The organism is Microbacterium sp. str. 'China', from assembly GCF_002993305.1.
Taxonomy (GTDB): Bacteria; Actinomycetota; Actinomycetes; order Actinomycetales; family Microbacteriaceae; genus Microbacterium; species Microbacterium paraoxydans.
Genome location: NZ_CP027434.1, coordinates 859,639 through 874,847, shown reverse-complemented (window position 1 = coordinate 874,847; position 15,209 = coordinate 859,639). Strand labels below are relative to the sequence as shown.

Sequence of the window (15,209 nt, the reverse complement as noted above, 5' to 3'; positions counted from 1 at the left end):
CCATGACCACGGTCGACTCCATCACCGGCACCCTGCCCCCGGGTGCCACGCCGACGTCCGGTGTGCAGACCGGCAGCACGACGCCGGCGACCGAGCGCAAGAAGACCCTCGACTCCGAGGTGTTCCTCAAGCTGCTCGTGACCCAGCTCACCAACCAGGATCCGAGCTCGCCGATGAACACCAACGAGATGATCTCGCAGACCACGCAGCTGGCATCCATGGAGCAGCTGACGGCGCTCGCCTCGACGAGCACGGAGAGCTTCGCCCTCAGCATGCGGCAGACCGCCGCCGCCCTCCTCGGGCAGGAGGCCCAGTACGTCGACGCCGACGGCATCACCCAGAAGGGCATCGTCACCGCGGTCTCGTATGCGGGTGCCATCCCCACCGTGACCATCGGCGAGAAGTCGATCCCCCTCGACGCCGTCTCCGGCGTCTCCCTCGTCCCCGGCACCGCTGCCTGACCCCGCTCCCCAGAAAGGCACCACCATGCTCCGTTCGCTGTTCTCCGGAATCTCCGGACTCCGCTCGCACCAGACCATGCTCGACGTCACGGGCAACAACATCGCCAACGTCAACACGACCGGCTTCAAGGCGTCCTCCGTGCAGTTCCAGGACTCCCTCTCGCAGCTCCTGCGCAACTCGATGCTGCCGCAGCAGGCGACCGGCGGACAGAACCCCGCCCAGGTCGGGCTCGGTGTGCAGGTCGCCGGCATCAGCACCAACTTCGCCGGAGGCGCCCCGCAGCCGACCGGCGTGCCCACCGACCTGATGATCTCGGGCGACGGCTTCTTCGTCGTCCGCTCCGGCGGCGAGACCCTCTACACCCGCAACGGCGGCTTCACCTTCGATGCGAGCGGTCGTCTCGTCGGCGCCGGCGGGGCCCTCGTCCAGGGCTGGACCGCCCGCAACGGGGCCATCGTCCCCGGTCAGGGCATCGGCGACATCACCCTCCCCGTGGGCGCCCTCAGCCCGGCCGCCGCCACCACCACGGCACGGGCCACCGGCAACCTGCCCTCCGGCGCCGCGGTCGGCGAGACGCTCGTGCGCGACATCAAGACGTACGGCGCCGACGGCTCCGCGTCCACCCTGCGCCTGACGTTCACTCGCAGCGCGACCGGGTGGGACGTCACCGACGGGGCGGGTGCGAGCACCGCACTGACCTTCACCGACGGCGTGCAGAACGGCGCCGGCAGCATCGTGTCGGGCGGCGTCACCGTCGACCTGTCCGGTGTGACCGGCTTCGCCGACGTCAGCGACATCGCGATCAAGGAGCAGAACGGCAAGCCGGCCGGCACGCTGAGCTCCTACGCGCTGACCAACGACGGCAGCCTCGTCGGCACGTTCAGCAACGGCGACACCCAGGTGCTGGCCCGCATCGCGCTGGCCGGGTTCGTGAACCCCGGGGGCCTGGAGAAGGTCGGCTCCTCGCAGTTCCGTCCGAGCGGCAACTCCGGTCAGGCCGAGCTCGGACAGCCCGGCACCGGCGGTCTCGGGGGCATCATCAGTGGCGCACTCGAGATGTCGAACGTCGACCTCTCGCAGGAGTTCACCAACCTCATCGTCGCTCAGCGCGGCTTCCAGGCGAACGCCCGCATCATCACCACGAGCGACGAGGTGCTGCAGGAGCTCACGAACCTGAAGCGCTGAGCCCTCCCCGCGAGACCCCGTCTTCGCGTCGAGGCCCCGCCGTATTCACGTGGATACGGCGGGGCCTCGGCGCGTAACCGGGGTTTCGGCAGGGTCAGACGTAGATGCCGCGCTGCTCCATGAAGCGCACGGGGTTCGTGTACCCGCCGTTGATGTAGACCTCGAAATGCAGGTGGCAGCCGAACGAACGGCCGGTATCGCCGGCATACGCGATGACCTGACCCGCCCGCACCCACTGGCCGCTGCGCACGTTGATGCCGCCCGGCTTGATGTGGGCGTACCCGGTGCTGATGCCGCCGCCGTGCTGGATGCGGATGTAGTTGCCGTAGTTCCCGTTCGGTCCCGCGTAGTCGACCGTGCCGGAGTTGGCGGCGTAGATCGCGGCACCACAGCCGTTGGCGAGATCCGCACCGTAATGGAAGCTCGACGAACATCCCTGAGGACCGCAGATGGGGGTGCGCGGGCCGTAGCTCGAGCTGCGTGCGCCGCCGTGCGGACGTACCCATCCGCCGCTGCCCGCTGAGCCACCGCCACCGCCACCACCGCCGCCGCCGCTCGTCCCGCGGCCGGCCGCTGCGGCAGCCGCGGCCGCCGCAGCGGCCTCGCGCTTGCGGCGGGCTTCCTCTTCCCGTCGGCGCTTCTCGACGCCCGCCTGATACCCCGCGACCGTCTTCGTCGTGGTGTCCTTGAGCGCGGCCAGCTGGGCCTTGAGGGTCTCGAGGTTCGCCGCCTGCTCGTCGAGCGCCGCCTGCGCGGCGTCCGCCGCCTGCTGCGCCGCGACCATCTTCTGCTCGGCGACCTGCTGCAGGCGGTCACGCTCGTCCCGGGCGACGTCGGCCTGAGCCGTCAGCGCCTGGGCGGTGTCGCGCGCCGAGACGGCGTTGTCGTAGGTCGTCTGGTTGTACTCGAGGAATTTGTTCATCGTGCCGAGGCGCGACAGCAGCTCGTCGGCGTTGGCACCCGACCCCGCGAAGAACAGCTCCAGGGCGGTGTCGTCCCCGCCGCTGCGATAGAGCTGGGCGGCGATCTGACCGGCCTTCTTCGCGGTCTCGTCGGCGAGCGCCGCCTGCTCATCGGCCTGAGCCTGCAGCGTCTCCGCCTCCGTGATCGCCGCGAAGTACGCCTGCTGCGCCTCATAGAACTCATCCGACGCGACCTGCGCGGCCGCCTGCGTCTCGGCGACCTTGCGCTCGAGCGACTGGATCAGCCCCTGGATACGGGTGACTTCGCCGGCCTTGGCCGCCTCGTTGCTCTTCGCCCGCTGGACGTCGTCCCAGCTCGGGTAGGACGCGGCGTGCGCGGCGGTGACGCCCGAACCGACGCCGAAGGCAGCGAGCGCGACCACTCCCAGCGCGCCGATCCCGAAGGCATGGCGCCGGCTCACCGGCTGGTTCCACAGTGCGCCGCGCTCGGCAGCGGTCGGCGCGCAGCCGCACTCCTCGGCCGCCGTCGCCGCGGCCTTTTCCACGTTCCGATCCCGCACAAGGCTCCCTTCGCCCGCTGCTCATCGTCCCCCGCCCCTGGTCTCTATCGGCGACGACGCGCCCGCCGTGAGAAAGATCCCACCTGGTCCCGACCCCGCGCTAACGCGGCGCAGCGCCCGGCCGACAGTCCTCTCCGACAGCCCAGGACGGGCCGTCGGTTCCCCGCTCTCGGGCGGGGCGAGCTTTTTCCAGGATGGAGCCCATGATCGTCCTCACGCGCCTGAACCGTTCCCGGTTCGCGGTGAACCCCGACCTGATCGAACGTGTCCAGGCCACGCCCGACACGACGATCATGATGGTCGACGGCGCGACCTTCGTCGTCATCGAGACGATGGACGACGTGATCGCCCGCATCACCCGCTTCCGCGCCGGCGTCCTCGCGACCGCGGCCGCGCTGGTCGCCGCCGGCATCGAGGACACCCGACCCGCCACTCCCGTCGCAGGGGGGGGATTCCTGATGGATCCGTCCCTCATCCTCGGGCTCGTCCTCGCGTTCGGCGCCCTGATCGCCATGATCAACCTGGAGGGCGCGACGGTCGGGTCGCTCCTGCTACCCGCGCCGATGGTGCTCGTCTTCGGCGCCACGATCGCGGTCGGCCTCGCCAGCGGCACGCTGCGCGACGCCCTGCACGCCGTGAAGTCCCTCCCGCGCGCTTTCCGCGGCGAGCGACGCACCGCCCAGAGCACGATCGACACCGTGGTCGGCTATGCGGAGAAGGCGCGCTCCGAGGGCCTGCTCGCGCTGGAGCAGGGTCTGGACGAGGAGAAGGATCCGTTCCTGCGGCAGGCCCTGCAGAGCATCGCCGACGGCACCGACGCGGAGGATCTGCGGGTGCTCCTCGAGGACGAGCTCACCTCGACCGCCGCCCGTAACCGCACCGCCTCACGCTTCTACATGACCCTCGGCGGATTCGCCCCCACCGTCGGCATCATCGGCACCGTGGTCAGCCTCACCCATGTGCTGGAGAAGCTCGACAAGCCGGACACCCTCGGACCCATGATCGCCGCGGCCTTCGTCGCGACGCTGTGGGGCCTGCTGTCGGCGAACTTCATCTGGCTGCCGATCGGCGGCCGGCTGCAGCGCCTCGGTGAGCTGGAGCTGGAGCGCATGACGGTGCTGATGGAGGGCATGCTCGCCGTCCAGGCCGGCGCCGCCCCCGCCCACGTCCGCGAACGTCTGAGCGCGCTCGTCTCCGACCGCTCCCCTGGCCGCTCCCGCCGGCGCGAGCAGCCCGCGGAGACGGAGGCGCACGAGGACCTCTTCTCATGAGCGTGCGCACCCGACGCCGTGTCCAGGAGTCGGAGCACAGCGGACCGGACGAGCGCTGGATGGCGTCTTACCTCGACATGGTGACGGTGCTCATGTGCATGTTCATCGTGCTGTTCGCGATGTCGACCGTGGACCAGGAGAAGTTCGAGGCCCTCAGCGCCTCGCTCGCGACGGGTTTCGGGCAGGAGCCGTCGGACGACGTCGACGTGACCAGCGGCGTGGTCGTACCTCCGGAACTCATCGACGATGAGGGCGAGGACTTCGCGGACACGGGTCTGGAGGCGGCGGAGCGCGAGTTCGACGAGCTGTCCGCGCTGCGCGAGCGGTTGCGCCAGGTCCTCGCCGAGCGCGGACTGGAGACCGACGTCACGTTCACCATCGACGAGCGCGGGCTGACGATCGGGCTCGTGAGCGCGGAGACGTTCTTCACCACCAACAGCACCGATCTCAGCCCGGCCGCGACGCAGGTGCTCGACGCCCTGGGGTCCGTCCTCGTCTCCGCCCCGAACGAGATCTCCGTGGAGGGGCACGCCGACGCCCGCGGATCGGTCGCACCGTTCCCCACCAACTGGGAGCTCTCCGCCGGACGCTCCACCCAGGTGCTGCGCTACCTCGTGGAAGCGGCCGGGCTGCCGCCGGCCCACCTCAAGTCCGTCGGCTTCGGCGACACCCGTCCGGTGGCCGCCGGAAGCACCCCCGAGCAACTCGCGGAGAACCGCCGCGTGGACATCGTCATCCTCTCCGACGCCAGCGAGGAGGTGCGAGCGCTGATCCCGGCTGCGGGTGCGGCGCAGACCTCCCCCTGACCCGCCCCTAACGCACGCCGATCACCGCCCGATAGTCGGGTTCGTGGTGATGGATGACGGCGTGCGCTCGCGAGTGCGCGCGGAGACGGCGACCGCCGACGTCGAGGTCTACGACTTCGGACGCGCGGCGACGCTGTCGCGCGAGCACGCCCGCACCCTCGAGCTCGCGTTCGAGACGTTCGCCCGTCAGTGGTCGGCCCAGCTCAGCGGCAAGATCCACGTGCGCGCGACCATCGCCGTCGAGCACGTCGGCATGCTCACGTACGGCGAGTACGCGCAGTCGCTGCCCACGACGACGACCATGATCGTGTGCGCGCTGCCGGACTCCGACGAGCGTCTGATCGTGCAGGTTCCGATCCCGACCGCGACGTCGTGGATCGTGCAGATGGTCGGCGGCAGGGTCACCACCACCGCCGAGGACCGCACGTTCACGCCGATCGAGCAGGCCCTGATCCGGTCGTTGATCGGCGACGCGATCGATCACCTCACCGGCAGCCTCGACGGTCTGCTGCCCGCCGGCGTCGCCGTCGCCGGCATCCAGTACAGCTCCCAGTTCGCGCAGGTGGCCGCCGCCGGGGAGCCGGTGATCGTGGCCCGGCTGTCGATGCGCCACGGCGGTCGGACGGTGCCGGCGAGCATCATGCTCCCCGCCTCGGTGCTCGCCGGGTTCGCGGTGCGGGCCTCCGACGCCGACCGATCCGAGACCCCTGGCCTCGTGCGCCGCCAGGTGGAGTCGACTCCGGTCGAGATCGCCCTCCGGCTGGCGCCGCGGAGCGTGCTCCCCCGCGAGGTGCTCGACCTCGCGGTCGGCGACCTGCTGCCCCTGCCGCACGCCGCCGACCGCCCGATGCTCCTCACCGTCGGTGACCAGACGGTCGCGACGGCGGCCGTCGGGAGCGCCGGTGCCCGCCTCGCCTGCGTCGTGACCGCCACCGTCCCCGAAACCGCCCCCGCTCAGGAGTCCGCGTGATCAGCACCACCGCCTACGAGTCCGCCGTTGCCGCCGCGTTCGCGGCGCGACTGCCCACCGCCGCACCGGTCACCGCCCGCGCCTCCCAGGTGTCCGGCGACACCGGCGAGGCGGTCGTGGCACAGTTCGTGGGCGAGGCGAGCGCTCAACTCGCCGTACAGCTCCTCGATGCCGACGTCCTCGTCGACGGCCTCGGGGACCGTCCCCTCACCGACCGGCTGCTGGATGCGCTCGAGGCCGCCGCGACCGCCCTCGGGCCCGGGCTGCTCGGCGAGGCCGCGGTCGGCGACGCCTCGGCCGTGTTCGCCGACCCGCAGACCCAGCTCTTCGACCTCGTCGACCACACCGAACGCACCATCGGCCGGCTCGCGGTCCGCATCACGCATCGACCGGCGCGTCCGACCGGAGCCGACGGCCGCCTGCATCGCATCGCGGGTGTCGAGATGGAGCTCACGGTCGAGATCGGGCGCACCCGCATGGCGGTCCGTGACGTGCTCGACCTCGAGCCCGGTCGCATCGTGGAGCTCGATCGCTCCGCGGGTGCCCCCGCCGACGTCAAGCTCAACGGCCGCACGATCGCGCACGGTGAGGTCGTCGTCGTCGACCAGGACTACGCGGTGCGGATCACCCGCATCCTCGAGAACGTCGAGGCCTGACCCTGGACGACCTCCTGCTCGCGCTGCGGGTCGGGCTGTCGCTCGCCGCCGTCCTCGGGCTGCTCTGGTTCCTGCAGCGCCGGGTCTCGAAGACCCAGGCGCGGCGCCGCGACGCCGAGGCGATCACGGTGCTCGGGCGGCAGGGCATCGGCCCCAAGGCGCAGCTCGTGGTCGTGCAGACCGATGACGCCCGCTACGTGCTCGGGGTCACCGAGCACGGTGTGAGCGTGGTCGACCGGCTGCCCCTGCGGCCGGAGCCCGCGGAGTCCGAGGAGGGGCGCCCGCCGGCCACCCGCACGGCCGACGACGCCGAGTTCGACCGCATCCTCGCTGCCGCCGCACTCACGAGCACGCCCCCGGCGGTCAGCCCGGCACCGGAGCTCCGTCGCCGCGTGCGGCACCGCAACGACCCGCTCCGCGGTTCCATCCTCTCCCCCGACACCTGGCGGCAGACCGCCGAGGCCCTCCGGCGCGCACGATGACCGCGACCCGTGCCGTCGATCGCGGTCGCGCCTCGCGGCTGCTCGTCCTCGTCGCGGTCGCGATCCTCCTCGCCGTCGTCCTCGTCGCCCTCACCGGAACCGCCGCCCACGCGGAGGTCACCCCAGACGACGGCGAGGGCGTGACGATCGACATCAACGGCATCGACGGCGGCCCGTCCGGCTCGATCCTCACCCTCCTGGGGATCACGCTGCTGTCGGTGGCCCCCGCGCTGCTGCTGATGATGACGTCGTTCACGAAGATCTTCGTCGTGCTCGCCATGACGAGGAACGCGCTGTCGCTCCCGACGATCCCGCCGAACCAGGTGCTCGCGGGCCTGTCGCTGTTCCTCTCGCTGTTCATCATGTGGCCCGTGCTGACCGAGATCAACACGCTCGCCGTGCAGCCGTACATCGACGGCGCGCTCACGTTCACGCAGGCCGTCGACGTCGGGCAGGCTCCGCTGCGCGAGTGGATGCTGCACTACACGCGCGAGGAGGACCTCGCGCTGATGACCCGGATGGCCGGGCAGGACAACCCGGAGGACGCCGCGAGCGTGCCGATGTACACGCTCATCCCCGCGTTCATGATCTCGGAGCTGCGGGCGGCCTTCATCATCGGCTTCGTGATCTTCGTGCCGTTCCTCGTGATCGACCTCGTCGTGGCGGCGGCGCTGATGTCGATGGGCATGATGATGCTCCCGCCGGTCATGATCTCGCTGCCGTTCAAGATCCTGCTGTTCATCCTCGTCGACGGGTGGGGGCTCATCATCAAAGCGCTCCTGGAGAGCTACGGAGGTGTGGGATGAGTCCCGAAGCCGTCCTCGACATCGGCGCCCAGGGCCTGCTGATCGCCGCCAAGCTCGCCGCCCCGATGCTCATCACCGCGCTCGTGGTGGGCTTCGCGATCTCGCTGCTGCAGTCGATCACCCAGGTGCAGGAGGTGACGCTGTCGTTCGTGCCGAAGATCGTCGCGGTGGGCATCGCCCTGCTCATCGCGGGGAACTGGATGATCGCCGAGATCATCGCCTTCACGAACGAGATGTTCGCCCGCATCCCGTCGCTGCTGAGCGGATGAGCCCGTGTTCATCCCGATCGACTTCGCGTGGCTGGAGGCCACCCTGCTCGCCGCCGTGCGCATCACGGCGTTCATCATGATCGCGCCGCCGTTCTCGTACGGCGCGATCCCGGTGCGCGTGAAGGCGATGCTCTCGATCGGACTGTCGCTCGCGGTGGGCGCCGCCGTCGCGCCGGGGTACGAGAGCCTCGACACGGGCGCGTTCCTCGGTGCACTCGTGATCCAGCTCCTCACCGGCGCCCTGCTCGGGTTCCTCGTGCTGCTGTGCTTCTCCGCGGTTCAGGCCGCGGGCAGCCTGATCGACGTGTTCGGCGGATTCCAGCTCGCCCAGGCCTTCGATCCGGCGGCGATGGTCAACGGCGCGCAGTTCACCCGGCTCTTCCACCTCACCGCGCTGACGCTGCTCTTCGCCTCCGGCGGCTACCAGCTCATCCTCGCCGGGCTCGCCCGCAGCTTCGACGCGGTTCCGGTCGACGGCATCTTCCGTGTGGCGGGACCGACCGAGCTGCTCGTCGACGGGGTGTCCCAGATGGTGCTGGCCGCCGTGCAGATCGCGGGCCCGCTGGTCCTCGTGCTCTTCCTCGCCGACGTCGGGCTCGGGCTCATCACGCGCGTGGCGCCGGCGCTCAACGCCTTCGCGATGGGCTTCCCCGTCAAGATCCTCCTCACCCTCCTGCTCGCGGGCGCCGTGTACGTCGCGTTCCCCGGCATCGTCGACGCCCTCGCCACCCAGGCCTTCCGCATGATGCAGGGGGTGACGCCGTGAGCGGCTCGGACAGCGGCGAACGCAGCGAGAAGGCCACCGAGAAGCACCTCAGGGAGGCCAGGCAGAAGGGCCGGATCTCCCGAAGCCAGGACCTCACGGCGTGGCTCGGCATCGGCGCCGCCGCCGTCATGATGCCCGCCGCCATCGCCGCGGGGACCGCCGCCGGCACCGAGCAGCTCGTGACCCTCGCCGGGCTCATGCAGGCGCCCTCTCCGGAAGCCGCCCTCGCCGCCCTGGGGCGGGCACTCGCCTCGGTGCTGCCCACGCTGGGCGCGCTGCTGGCCGCGGTCGCGATCGTGACGCTGTTCGGCGCGGTGGTGCAGGGCGGTGTGCACCTGCGGAAGCTGTCAGGGCGCTACGAGCAGTTCAACCTCGTCTCCGGAGTGCGGCGGGTGTTCGGCCTGCAGGCGCTGTGGGAGGGGGCGAAGGCGCTGCTGAAGACGGCCGCCATCGCCCTCGCCCTGTGGGTCGTCATCTCCGGGCTCATGCCCGTGCTCACGGCGAGCGGCGCCCATTCGGTCTCCCGGCTGCTCGGCACCGCGGCGGACGGCACCGCGGCACTGCTGCAGACCGCCATCGCCGTGGGTCTGGTGCTCGCCGCGATCGACCTGTTCGTCGTGATGCGCCGCAACCGCAAGCACACGCGCATGACCAAGCGCGAGGTGCGCGACGAGAACAAGAACTCCGAGGGCGACCCGCTCATCCGGCAGCAGCGCCGGTCGCGTCAGCTCGCGGTGAGCCGCAACCGCATGATCGCCGCGGTCGCCGGCTCCGACGTGGTGGTCGTCAACCCCACGCACATCGCCATCGCGCTCGAATACGACCCCGGCACGTCCGCCCCGCGGGTCGTCGCGAAGGGCAGCGGCGTCATCGCCGAGCGGATCCGTGAGAAGGCGCTCGAGTCCGGCGTCCCCCTCGTCCGCGACATCACCCTCGCCCGCGCTCTGCACGCCGCGTGCGAGCTGGGTCAGGAGATCCCCGAAGACCTCTACAACGCCGTGGCACGGGTCCTCGTGTTCGTCGACGCGCTGCGGCGCCGAGGCGCCGCCCGCGGCATCCACTCGCTCCCCTACCGGAGGACCGTATGAAGAAGCTCCTCATCACGCTCGGAGTGCCGATCGGCGTCGTCGGCATCATCATGCTGCTCGTCGTCCCCGTGCCGCCGTTCCTGCTCGACGTGCTGATCATCCTCAACATCATGTTCGCGCTGGTCATCCTGCTGACGTCGATGTTCGTGAAGAAGCCGCTCGACTTCTCGGTGTTCCCGTCGCTGCTGCTCGTGGCGACGCTGTTCCGGCTGGGGCTGAACGTCGCCTCCACCCGCCTCGTCCTCGGTGAGGCGTACGCGGGACAGGTGATCGAGGCGTTCGGGGCGATCGCGGTGGGCGGCTCGCTCATCATCGGCGCCGTGGTCTTCCTCATCCTCGTCGTCATCCAGTTCGTCGTGGTGACCAAGGGTGCCGAGCGCGTGGCCGAGGTGGGCGCCCGGTTCACGCTCGACGCGATGCCGGGCAAGCAGATGGCCATCGACGCCGATCTCAACGCCGGCCTCATCAGCGACACCGAGGCCAGGGAGCGCCGGGCGGAGGTGGCCGCCGAGTCCGACTTCTACGGCGCGATGGACGGCGCCTCGAAGTTCGTCAAGGGCGACGCGATCGCCGGACTCGTCATCATCATCATCAACCTCGTCGGCGGTATCGCGATCGGCCTCGTCCAGCACGGCATGTCGATCGACCAGGCCGTCAGCACGTACAGCCTGCTCACGATCGGCGACGGCCTCGTCACGCAGATCCCCGCCCTGCTCATGGCGGTCTCGACCGGCATGATCGTCACCCGCTCGACCGCCGAGGCCGAGATGGGATCGGCCGCGTCGACGCAACTCGGCCAGTCGCGCAACGCCCTCATCATCGCGGGATGCGCGGCCATCGTCATGTCACTCATCCCGCACATGCCGATGCTCCCCTTCCTGGTGATCGGCGCCCTGCTGCTCCTCATCGCGCAGCGCATCACCGCGACCCGCAAGCGCGAAGAGGCGGAGGCCGCACAGGCCCCCGCGCCGGTGCCCGCGGACCAGCCCGAGGAGCTCATCGAGCGTATGCGGGTGCACCCCCTCGAGATCCTCCTCGCCCCGGACATCGTGGACCTGGTGACCGGCGGCCCCGACGATCTCCTCGCGAGGGTCAAAGCTCTGCGGCGGCGCATCGCGCTCGACCTCGGTCTGGTCACCCCGCCCGTGCGCACCAGGGACAGCATCGAACTCCCCCAGGCGACCTACGTCATCCGCATCGCCGGCGTCGAGACCGGGCGGGGCACCGCGCCGACCGGATCGGTGCTGGCTCTCGGGCAGGGCCTGGACAGCCTGCCGGGGACCGCTGCCCTGGACCCGGTGTTCGGCCTCGAGGGCAAATGGATCCCGATGGAGATGCGGCACAGCGCGGAGTTCGCCGGAGCCACGGTGATCGACAGGGCGAGCGTCATCATCACGCACCTGTCGAGCGTGATCCAGACGCACGCCGCCCGGCTGCTCACCCGCGAGGACGTGCGGCAGCTCACCGACGCGCTCAAGCAGGTCTCGCCGTCGGCGGTCGAGGAGCTCACGCCCGCGCTGTTGTCGCTCGCGGAGGTGCAGCGCGTGCTGCAGGGGCTGCTCGCCGAACGTGTGCCGATCAACGACCTCAGCCGCATCTACGAGGCGCTCGCGCTGCGTGCCAAGGTCTCGACAGACCCGGAGGGACTGATCGAGGCCGCCCGTGCCGCGCTGGGGCCGGCCATCGCCTCCCGCTTCGCGGAGGACGGCACGCTCCGCGTCGTCATGATCGCGCCGCTGCTGGAACAGGCCATGCTGGAGAGCCTGCGTCCCGGCGACGAGGGCTCGCAGATCGTCTTCGACCCGCCGCGGATGGAAGCGGTGATCGCGTCGGTCAAGCAGGCCGTGGCGACGCCGACGGACGGCGGTGAACCGGTGCTCGTGTGCGCGCCCTCGCTGCGCCCGGCTGTGCGGCGGCTCGTGTCGGCGCAGACCGACGGCCTCCCGGTCCTCTCCTACACCGAGGCGACGGCCGCATCGCTGACGATCGAGACGATCGGCGTGGTCCGCGACTCCGCCACCGCGTCGCTGGGGGCCGCCCCCTCCGCACCAGTAGGCTGAACGAATGCTGGTGTTGACGAGGCGGATCGGTGAGAGCGTGCGCATCGACGGCGAGATCGAGGTCACGCTGCTCGACATCAAGGGCGACAGCGTGCGCATCGGCGTCAAGGCCCCGCGCGAGACCCGCATCCAGCGCACCGAGATCATCGAGGCCGTCGTGGCCGAGAACGTGTCCGCCGCCGCCGACACCGACGCGAGCGCCGCGGATGCGATCTCCGCGGCACTCGCGCGGGGGCGCGAGAAGCAGACCCCCTAGACCTCGCGGGACGGCGTCGTCGCGGCGCGGCGCTCCGCCGCGTTCCGCACGGCGTGCAGGGTCGCCGCCAGCACGGAGCGGTCGCGGCCGGCCGCCCATCCCGAGCGCGCGCCGTCGCGGTACTCGATCAGAGTGAGCGCGTCGCTGTCCGGGCCCGTTCCGATGCTCGTCTGGTGCAGACTCAGGATCTCGACGGGCAGACCGATCTGCGCGAGCGCCGTACCCAGCGCCTCCACCGGACCGACGCCGTCGTGGCGGGTCCGCGTCTCGACGCCGTCGACACGGAGCGTGATCGTCGTGCACCCTCCCGCGACGTCGGCATCCGCCCGCAGCCTCGGCGGTCTCGTGTCCGCGCTCGCGAGGTAGGCGGCGTCGAAGATGTCCCACACCTCCGCGGCCGTGACCTCGTGTCCCGTCTGCTCGGTGCGCCGCTGGACGTGACGAGCGAGGTCGATCTGCAGGCGCCGCGGCAGCTCGGTCCCATAGGCGTCTTCCAGCAGGTACGCGATGCCGCCCTTCCCGGACTGCGAGTTGACGCGGATCACGGCGTCGTAGCTGCGGCCGAGGTCCGCCGGGTCGATGGGCAGATACGGCACGCGCCATTCGATGTCACCCTCGGTGCGGCCCTCCTCCGCGGCACGGGCGCGATGCTCCGCGAACCCCTTCCGGATGGCGTCCTGATGGGTGCCCGAGAAGGCGGTGTGCACGAGGTCGCCGGCATACGGGTGCCGCGCATGGATGTCGATGCCGTTGCAGTGCGCGACGGTCCGGCGGATCTCGTCGATGTCGGAGAAGTCGATCATCGGATCGACGCCCTGCGCGTGGAGGTTGAGGGCGAGGGTCACGAGGTCGACGTTGCCGGTGCGCTCCCCGTTGCCGAAGAGGCATCCCTCGACCCGCTGCGCGCCGGCGAGGACGGCGAGCTCCGCGCAGGCGATACCGGTGCCGCGGTCGTTGTGCGGATGCACGGAGAGGATGACCCCGTCGCGACGCCCGAGGTTGCGGTGCATGTACTCGATCTGGTCCGCGTAGACGTTCGGGGTCGCGACCTCGACGGTCGCCGGCAGGTTCAGGATCACGGGACGCTCGGGGGTCGCGTCCCACAGGGTCGTCATCACCCCGCACACGTCGAGGACGAAGTCCGGCTCGGTGAGGGTGAACACCTCGGGAGAGAACTCGAAGCGGACGTTGTCGAGGTCTCCCGCCAAGCGGAGCACGTCCTGCCCGCCCGCGAGGATCAGCGCCCTCAGCCCCTCCCTGTCCTGGCCGAGGACGACATCGCGCCACGTCGGCGCCGTGGCGGTGTACATGTGGATGACGACGGGGTTCCGGATGCCGCGCACGGACTCGACGGTGCGCTCGATCAGGTCGCGCCGCGCGGGCGTGAACACCACGATCGTCACGTCGGCAGGAGCGAGGTCGGTCTCGGCGAGGAGCCGGACGAAGTCGTAGTCCGTCCGGGAGGCCGAGGGGTATCCGACCTCGATCTCCTTGTAGCCCATCGCGACCATGAGCTCGAAGAAGCGCCGCTTGCGGGCCGGGTCCATCGGCTCGGCCAGCGCCTGGTTCCCGTCCCGGAGATCCACGGGGACCCAGAGGGGGGCCTGGGTCAGTCGCGCGCTCGGCCAGGTCCGCGTCTGCAGCGGCACGGCGACACGGGAGTACACGTCTCGATAGCGATGCGAGGGCATCTGCGAGGGCCGCTGCCTGTTCCAGTGCGGAGCGCCGTCGGGGAGGGCGCCGGACGGGGTGGCGAGGGTCGGGAAGGCGCGGAGAGGGGTCATGATCTGGTTCCTGTTCGGATCGCGGAGAAGGCGACCGGCGCGTCCTGCGCCCCCACGACGGGGAGCCGGTCTGACTAGACCCCGTCGTGGCGACGAAGGAGGAGGAACCCGGATGTGCGCATAGGGAGAACCTAGCACAACTCCTCAGACAAGCAGAGCAGTCGAGTCACCTGCGAGAATGGACCCATGACGACCGTGCGCCGCGAATCCCTCGCCGAACAGGCCGCCGAGCTGCTCCTCGCCCGGATCGGAGCCGGCGAATGGGAGGTCGGCGGGAAGCTGCCCGGCGAGACCACGCTCGCTCCGCAACTGGGGGTCGGAAGGTCGACGACCAGGGAGGCGATCCGCATCCTGGCCGGGCGCGGTGTGCTCGCCACCCGCCAGGGCGCGGGCGTCTTCGTCACGGCCGTCGAGCCCGCCCCGACCTGGGATGCCGTCCTCGACCGCGCCGACATCATCGCGGTCCTCGAGGCCCGCACCGCGATCGAAGTCGAGGCCGCGGCGCTCGCTGCGGAGCGCCGGACCGCGGCCGACCTGGACGAGCTGAGGCGCACGCTCGCCGAACGCGACCGTCGACGCACGGACATCCGCGCGCACGTCGAGGCGGACATGGCCTTCCACCGGGCCGTCGTCGTCGCCTCCGGCAATCCCGTGCTGCGAGAGCTGTTCGACGGCTTCGCCCCGCGCTCGCTGCAGGCCATGATCGACATGCTGCGCATCCGCGGCCATCACGGCGACGCCGCCGACCAGGACGCGCACGGACGTATCGGCGATGCGATCGCCGCGCGCGACCCCCGGACAGCCGGCGCCCTGACCCGCGAGCACCTCGATACGGTGAAGAGGCTGTTCGGCTGACGCGGAACGC

16 protein-coding genes and 1 pseudogene are annotated in these 15,209 nt (G+C 70.8%); 15 read left to right on the top strand and 2 right to left on the bottom strand.

Annotated elements, in window-relative coordinates; all coding sequences use genetic code 11:
- Positions 1–2 precede the first annotated feature (2 nt).
- Together C6C15_RS04190 and C6C15_RS04185 are read left to right on the top strand one after the other, a co-directional pair.
- On the top strand, positions 3–461 hold the full coding sequence (locus tag C6C15_RS04190) for a flagellar hook assembly protein FlgD (RefSeq protein WP_060923654.1): 459 nt from the start codon (positions 3–5) through the stop codon (positions 459–461).
- A gap of 25 nt (positions 462–486) precedes the next feature.
- Complete coding sequence (locus tag C6C15_RS04185; protein WP_060923655.1) at positions 487–1,647, top strand: flagellar hook protein FlgE; 1,161 nt, start codon at positions 487–489, stop codon at positions 1,645–1,647.
- Between the two features lie 94 nt (positions 1,648–1,741).
- Here C6C15_RS04185 and C6C15_RS04180 read toward each other — a convergent pair whose 3' ends face one another.
- Complete coding sequence (locus tag C6C15_RS04180; RefSeq protein ID WP_234024217.1) at positions 1,742–3,115, bottom strand: M23 family metallopeptidase; 1,374 nt, start codon at positions 3,113–3,115, stop codon at positions 1,742–1,744.
- A 209-nt stretch (positions 3,116–3,324) separates the two neighbouring features.
- Here C6C15_RS04180 and C6C15_RS17315 point away from each other — a divergent pair.
- The 12 genes and pseudogenes from C6C15_RS17315 to csrA all read left to right on the top strand — a co-directional run.
- A pseudogene (locus C6C15_RS17315) lies at positions 3,325–3,495 on the top strand (flagellar FlbD family protein); the annotation flags it as partial.
- 93 nt (positions 3,496–3,588) lie between these two features.
- On the top strand, positions 3,589–4,401 hold the full coding sequence (locus tag C6C15_RS04175) for a motility protein A (protein WP_071327503.1): 813 nt from the start codon (positions 3,589–3,591) through the stop codon (positions 4,399–4,401).
- On the top strand, positions 4,398–5,207 hold the full coding sequence (locus C6C15_RS04170; RefSeq protein WP_060923590.1) for an OmpA/MotB family protein: 810 nt from the start codon (positions 4,398–4,400) through the stop codon (positions 5,205–5,207). Before C6C15_RS04175 ends, C6C15_RS04170 begins: the two co-directional genes overlap by 4 nt.
- 49 nt (positions 5,208–5,256) lie before the next feature.
- Positions 5,257–6,177, top strand: a complete 921-nt coding sequence (locus C6C15_RS04165; protein ID WP_231919689.1) for a flagellar motor switch protein FliM — start codon at positions 5,257–5,259, stop codon at positions 6,175–6,177.
- Positions 6,174–6,833 (top strand): flagellar motor switch protein FliN, encoded by a 660-nt coding sequence (gene fliN / locus C6C15_RS04160; RefSeq protein WP_060922126.1) that lies wholly within the window; start codon positions 6,174–6,176, stop codon positions 6,831–6,833. Before C6C15_RS04165 ends, fliN begins: the two co-directional genes overlap by 4 nt.
- Entirely contained in the window at positions 6,830–7,315 is a 486-nt protein-coding gene (locus C6C15_RS04155) for a FliO/MopB family protein (protein WP_324970205.1), read from the top strand. Before fliN ends, C6C15_RS04155 begins: the two co-directional genes overlap by 4 nt.
- The gene (gene fliP / locus C6C15_RS04150) at positions 7,312–8,121 is read left to right on the top strand and encodes a flagellar type III secretion system pore protein FliP (RefSeq protein ID WP_060922128.1); all 810 of its coding nucleotides are present in this window, start codon (positions 7,312–7,314) and stop codon (positions 8,119–8,121) included. Before C6C15_RS04155 ends, fliP begins: the two co-directional genes overlap by 4 nt.
- Complete coding sequence (fliQ, locus tag C6C15_RS04145; RefSeq protein WP_025104366.1) at positions 8,118–8,390, top strand: flagellar biosynthesis protein FliQ; 273 nt, start codon at positions 8,118–8,120, stop codon at positions 8,388–8,390. Before fliP ends, fliQ begins: the two co-directional genes overlap by 4 nt.
- 4 nt (positions 8,391–8,394) lie before the next feature.
- Positions 8,395–9,156 (top strand): flagellar biosynthetic protein FliR, encoded by a 762-nt coding sequence (locus tag C6C15_RS04140; RefSeq protein ID WP_060922129.1) that lies wholly within the window; start codon positions 8,395–8,397, stop codon positions 9,154–9,156.
- Entirely contained in the window at positions 9,153–10,244 is a 1,092-nt protein-coding gene (locus C6C15_RS04135) for an EscU/YscU/HrcU family type III secretion system export apparatus switch protein (RefSeq protein ID WP_060922130.1), read from the top strand. Before C6C15_RS04140 ends, C6C15_RS04135 begins: the two co-directional genes overlap by 4 nt.
- Positions 10,241–12,304, top strand: coding sequence for a flagellar biosynthesis protein FlhA (locus tag C6C15_RS04130; protein ID WP_060922131.1), 2,064 nt, complete (start codon positions 10,241–10,243; stop codon positions 12,302–12,304). Before C6C15_RS04135 ends, C6C15_RS04130 begins: the two co-directional genes overlap by 4 nt.
- 4 nt (positions 12,305–12,308) lie before the next feature.
- Positions 12,309–12,560 (top strand): carbon storage regulator CsrA, encoded by a 252-nt coding sequence (gene csrA / locus C6C15_RS17430; RefSeq protein ID WP_060922132.1) that lies wholly within the window; start codon positions 12,309–12,311, stop codon positions 12,558–12,560.
- Here csrA and C6C15_RS04120 read toward each other — a convergent pair.
- Positions 12,557–14,344: a 2-isopropylmalate synthase gene (locus C6C15_RS04120; protein WP_105949342.1), complete on the bottom strand. Its 1,788-nt coding sequence runs from the start codon at positions 14,342–14,344 to the stop codon at positions 12,557–12,559. The genes csrA and C6C15_RS04120 overlap by 4 nt on opposite strands.
- Positions 14,345–14,530: 186 nt before the next feature.
- Between C6C15_RS04120 and C6C15_RS04115 the strand changes: the two genes are divergently transcribed.
- Positions 14,531–15,199 (top strand): FadR/GntR family transcriptional regulator, encoded by a 669-nt coding sequence (locus C6C15_RS04115; RefSeq protein WP_060922134.1) that lies wholly within the window; start codon positions 14,531–14,533, stop codon positions 15,197–15,199.
- Positions 15,200–15,209 lie beyond the last annotated feature (10 nt).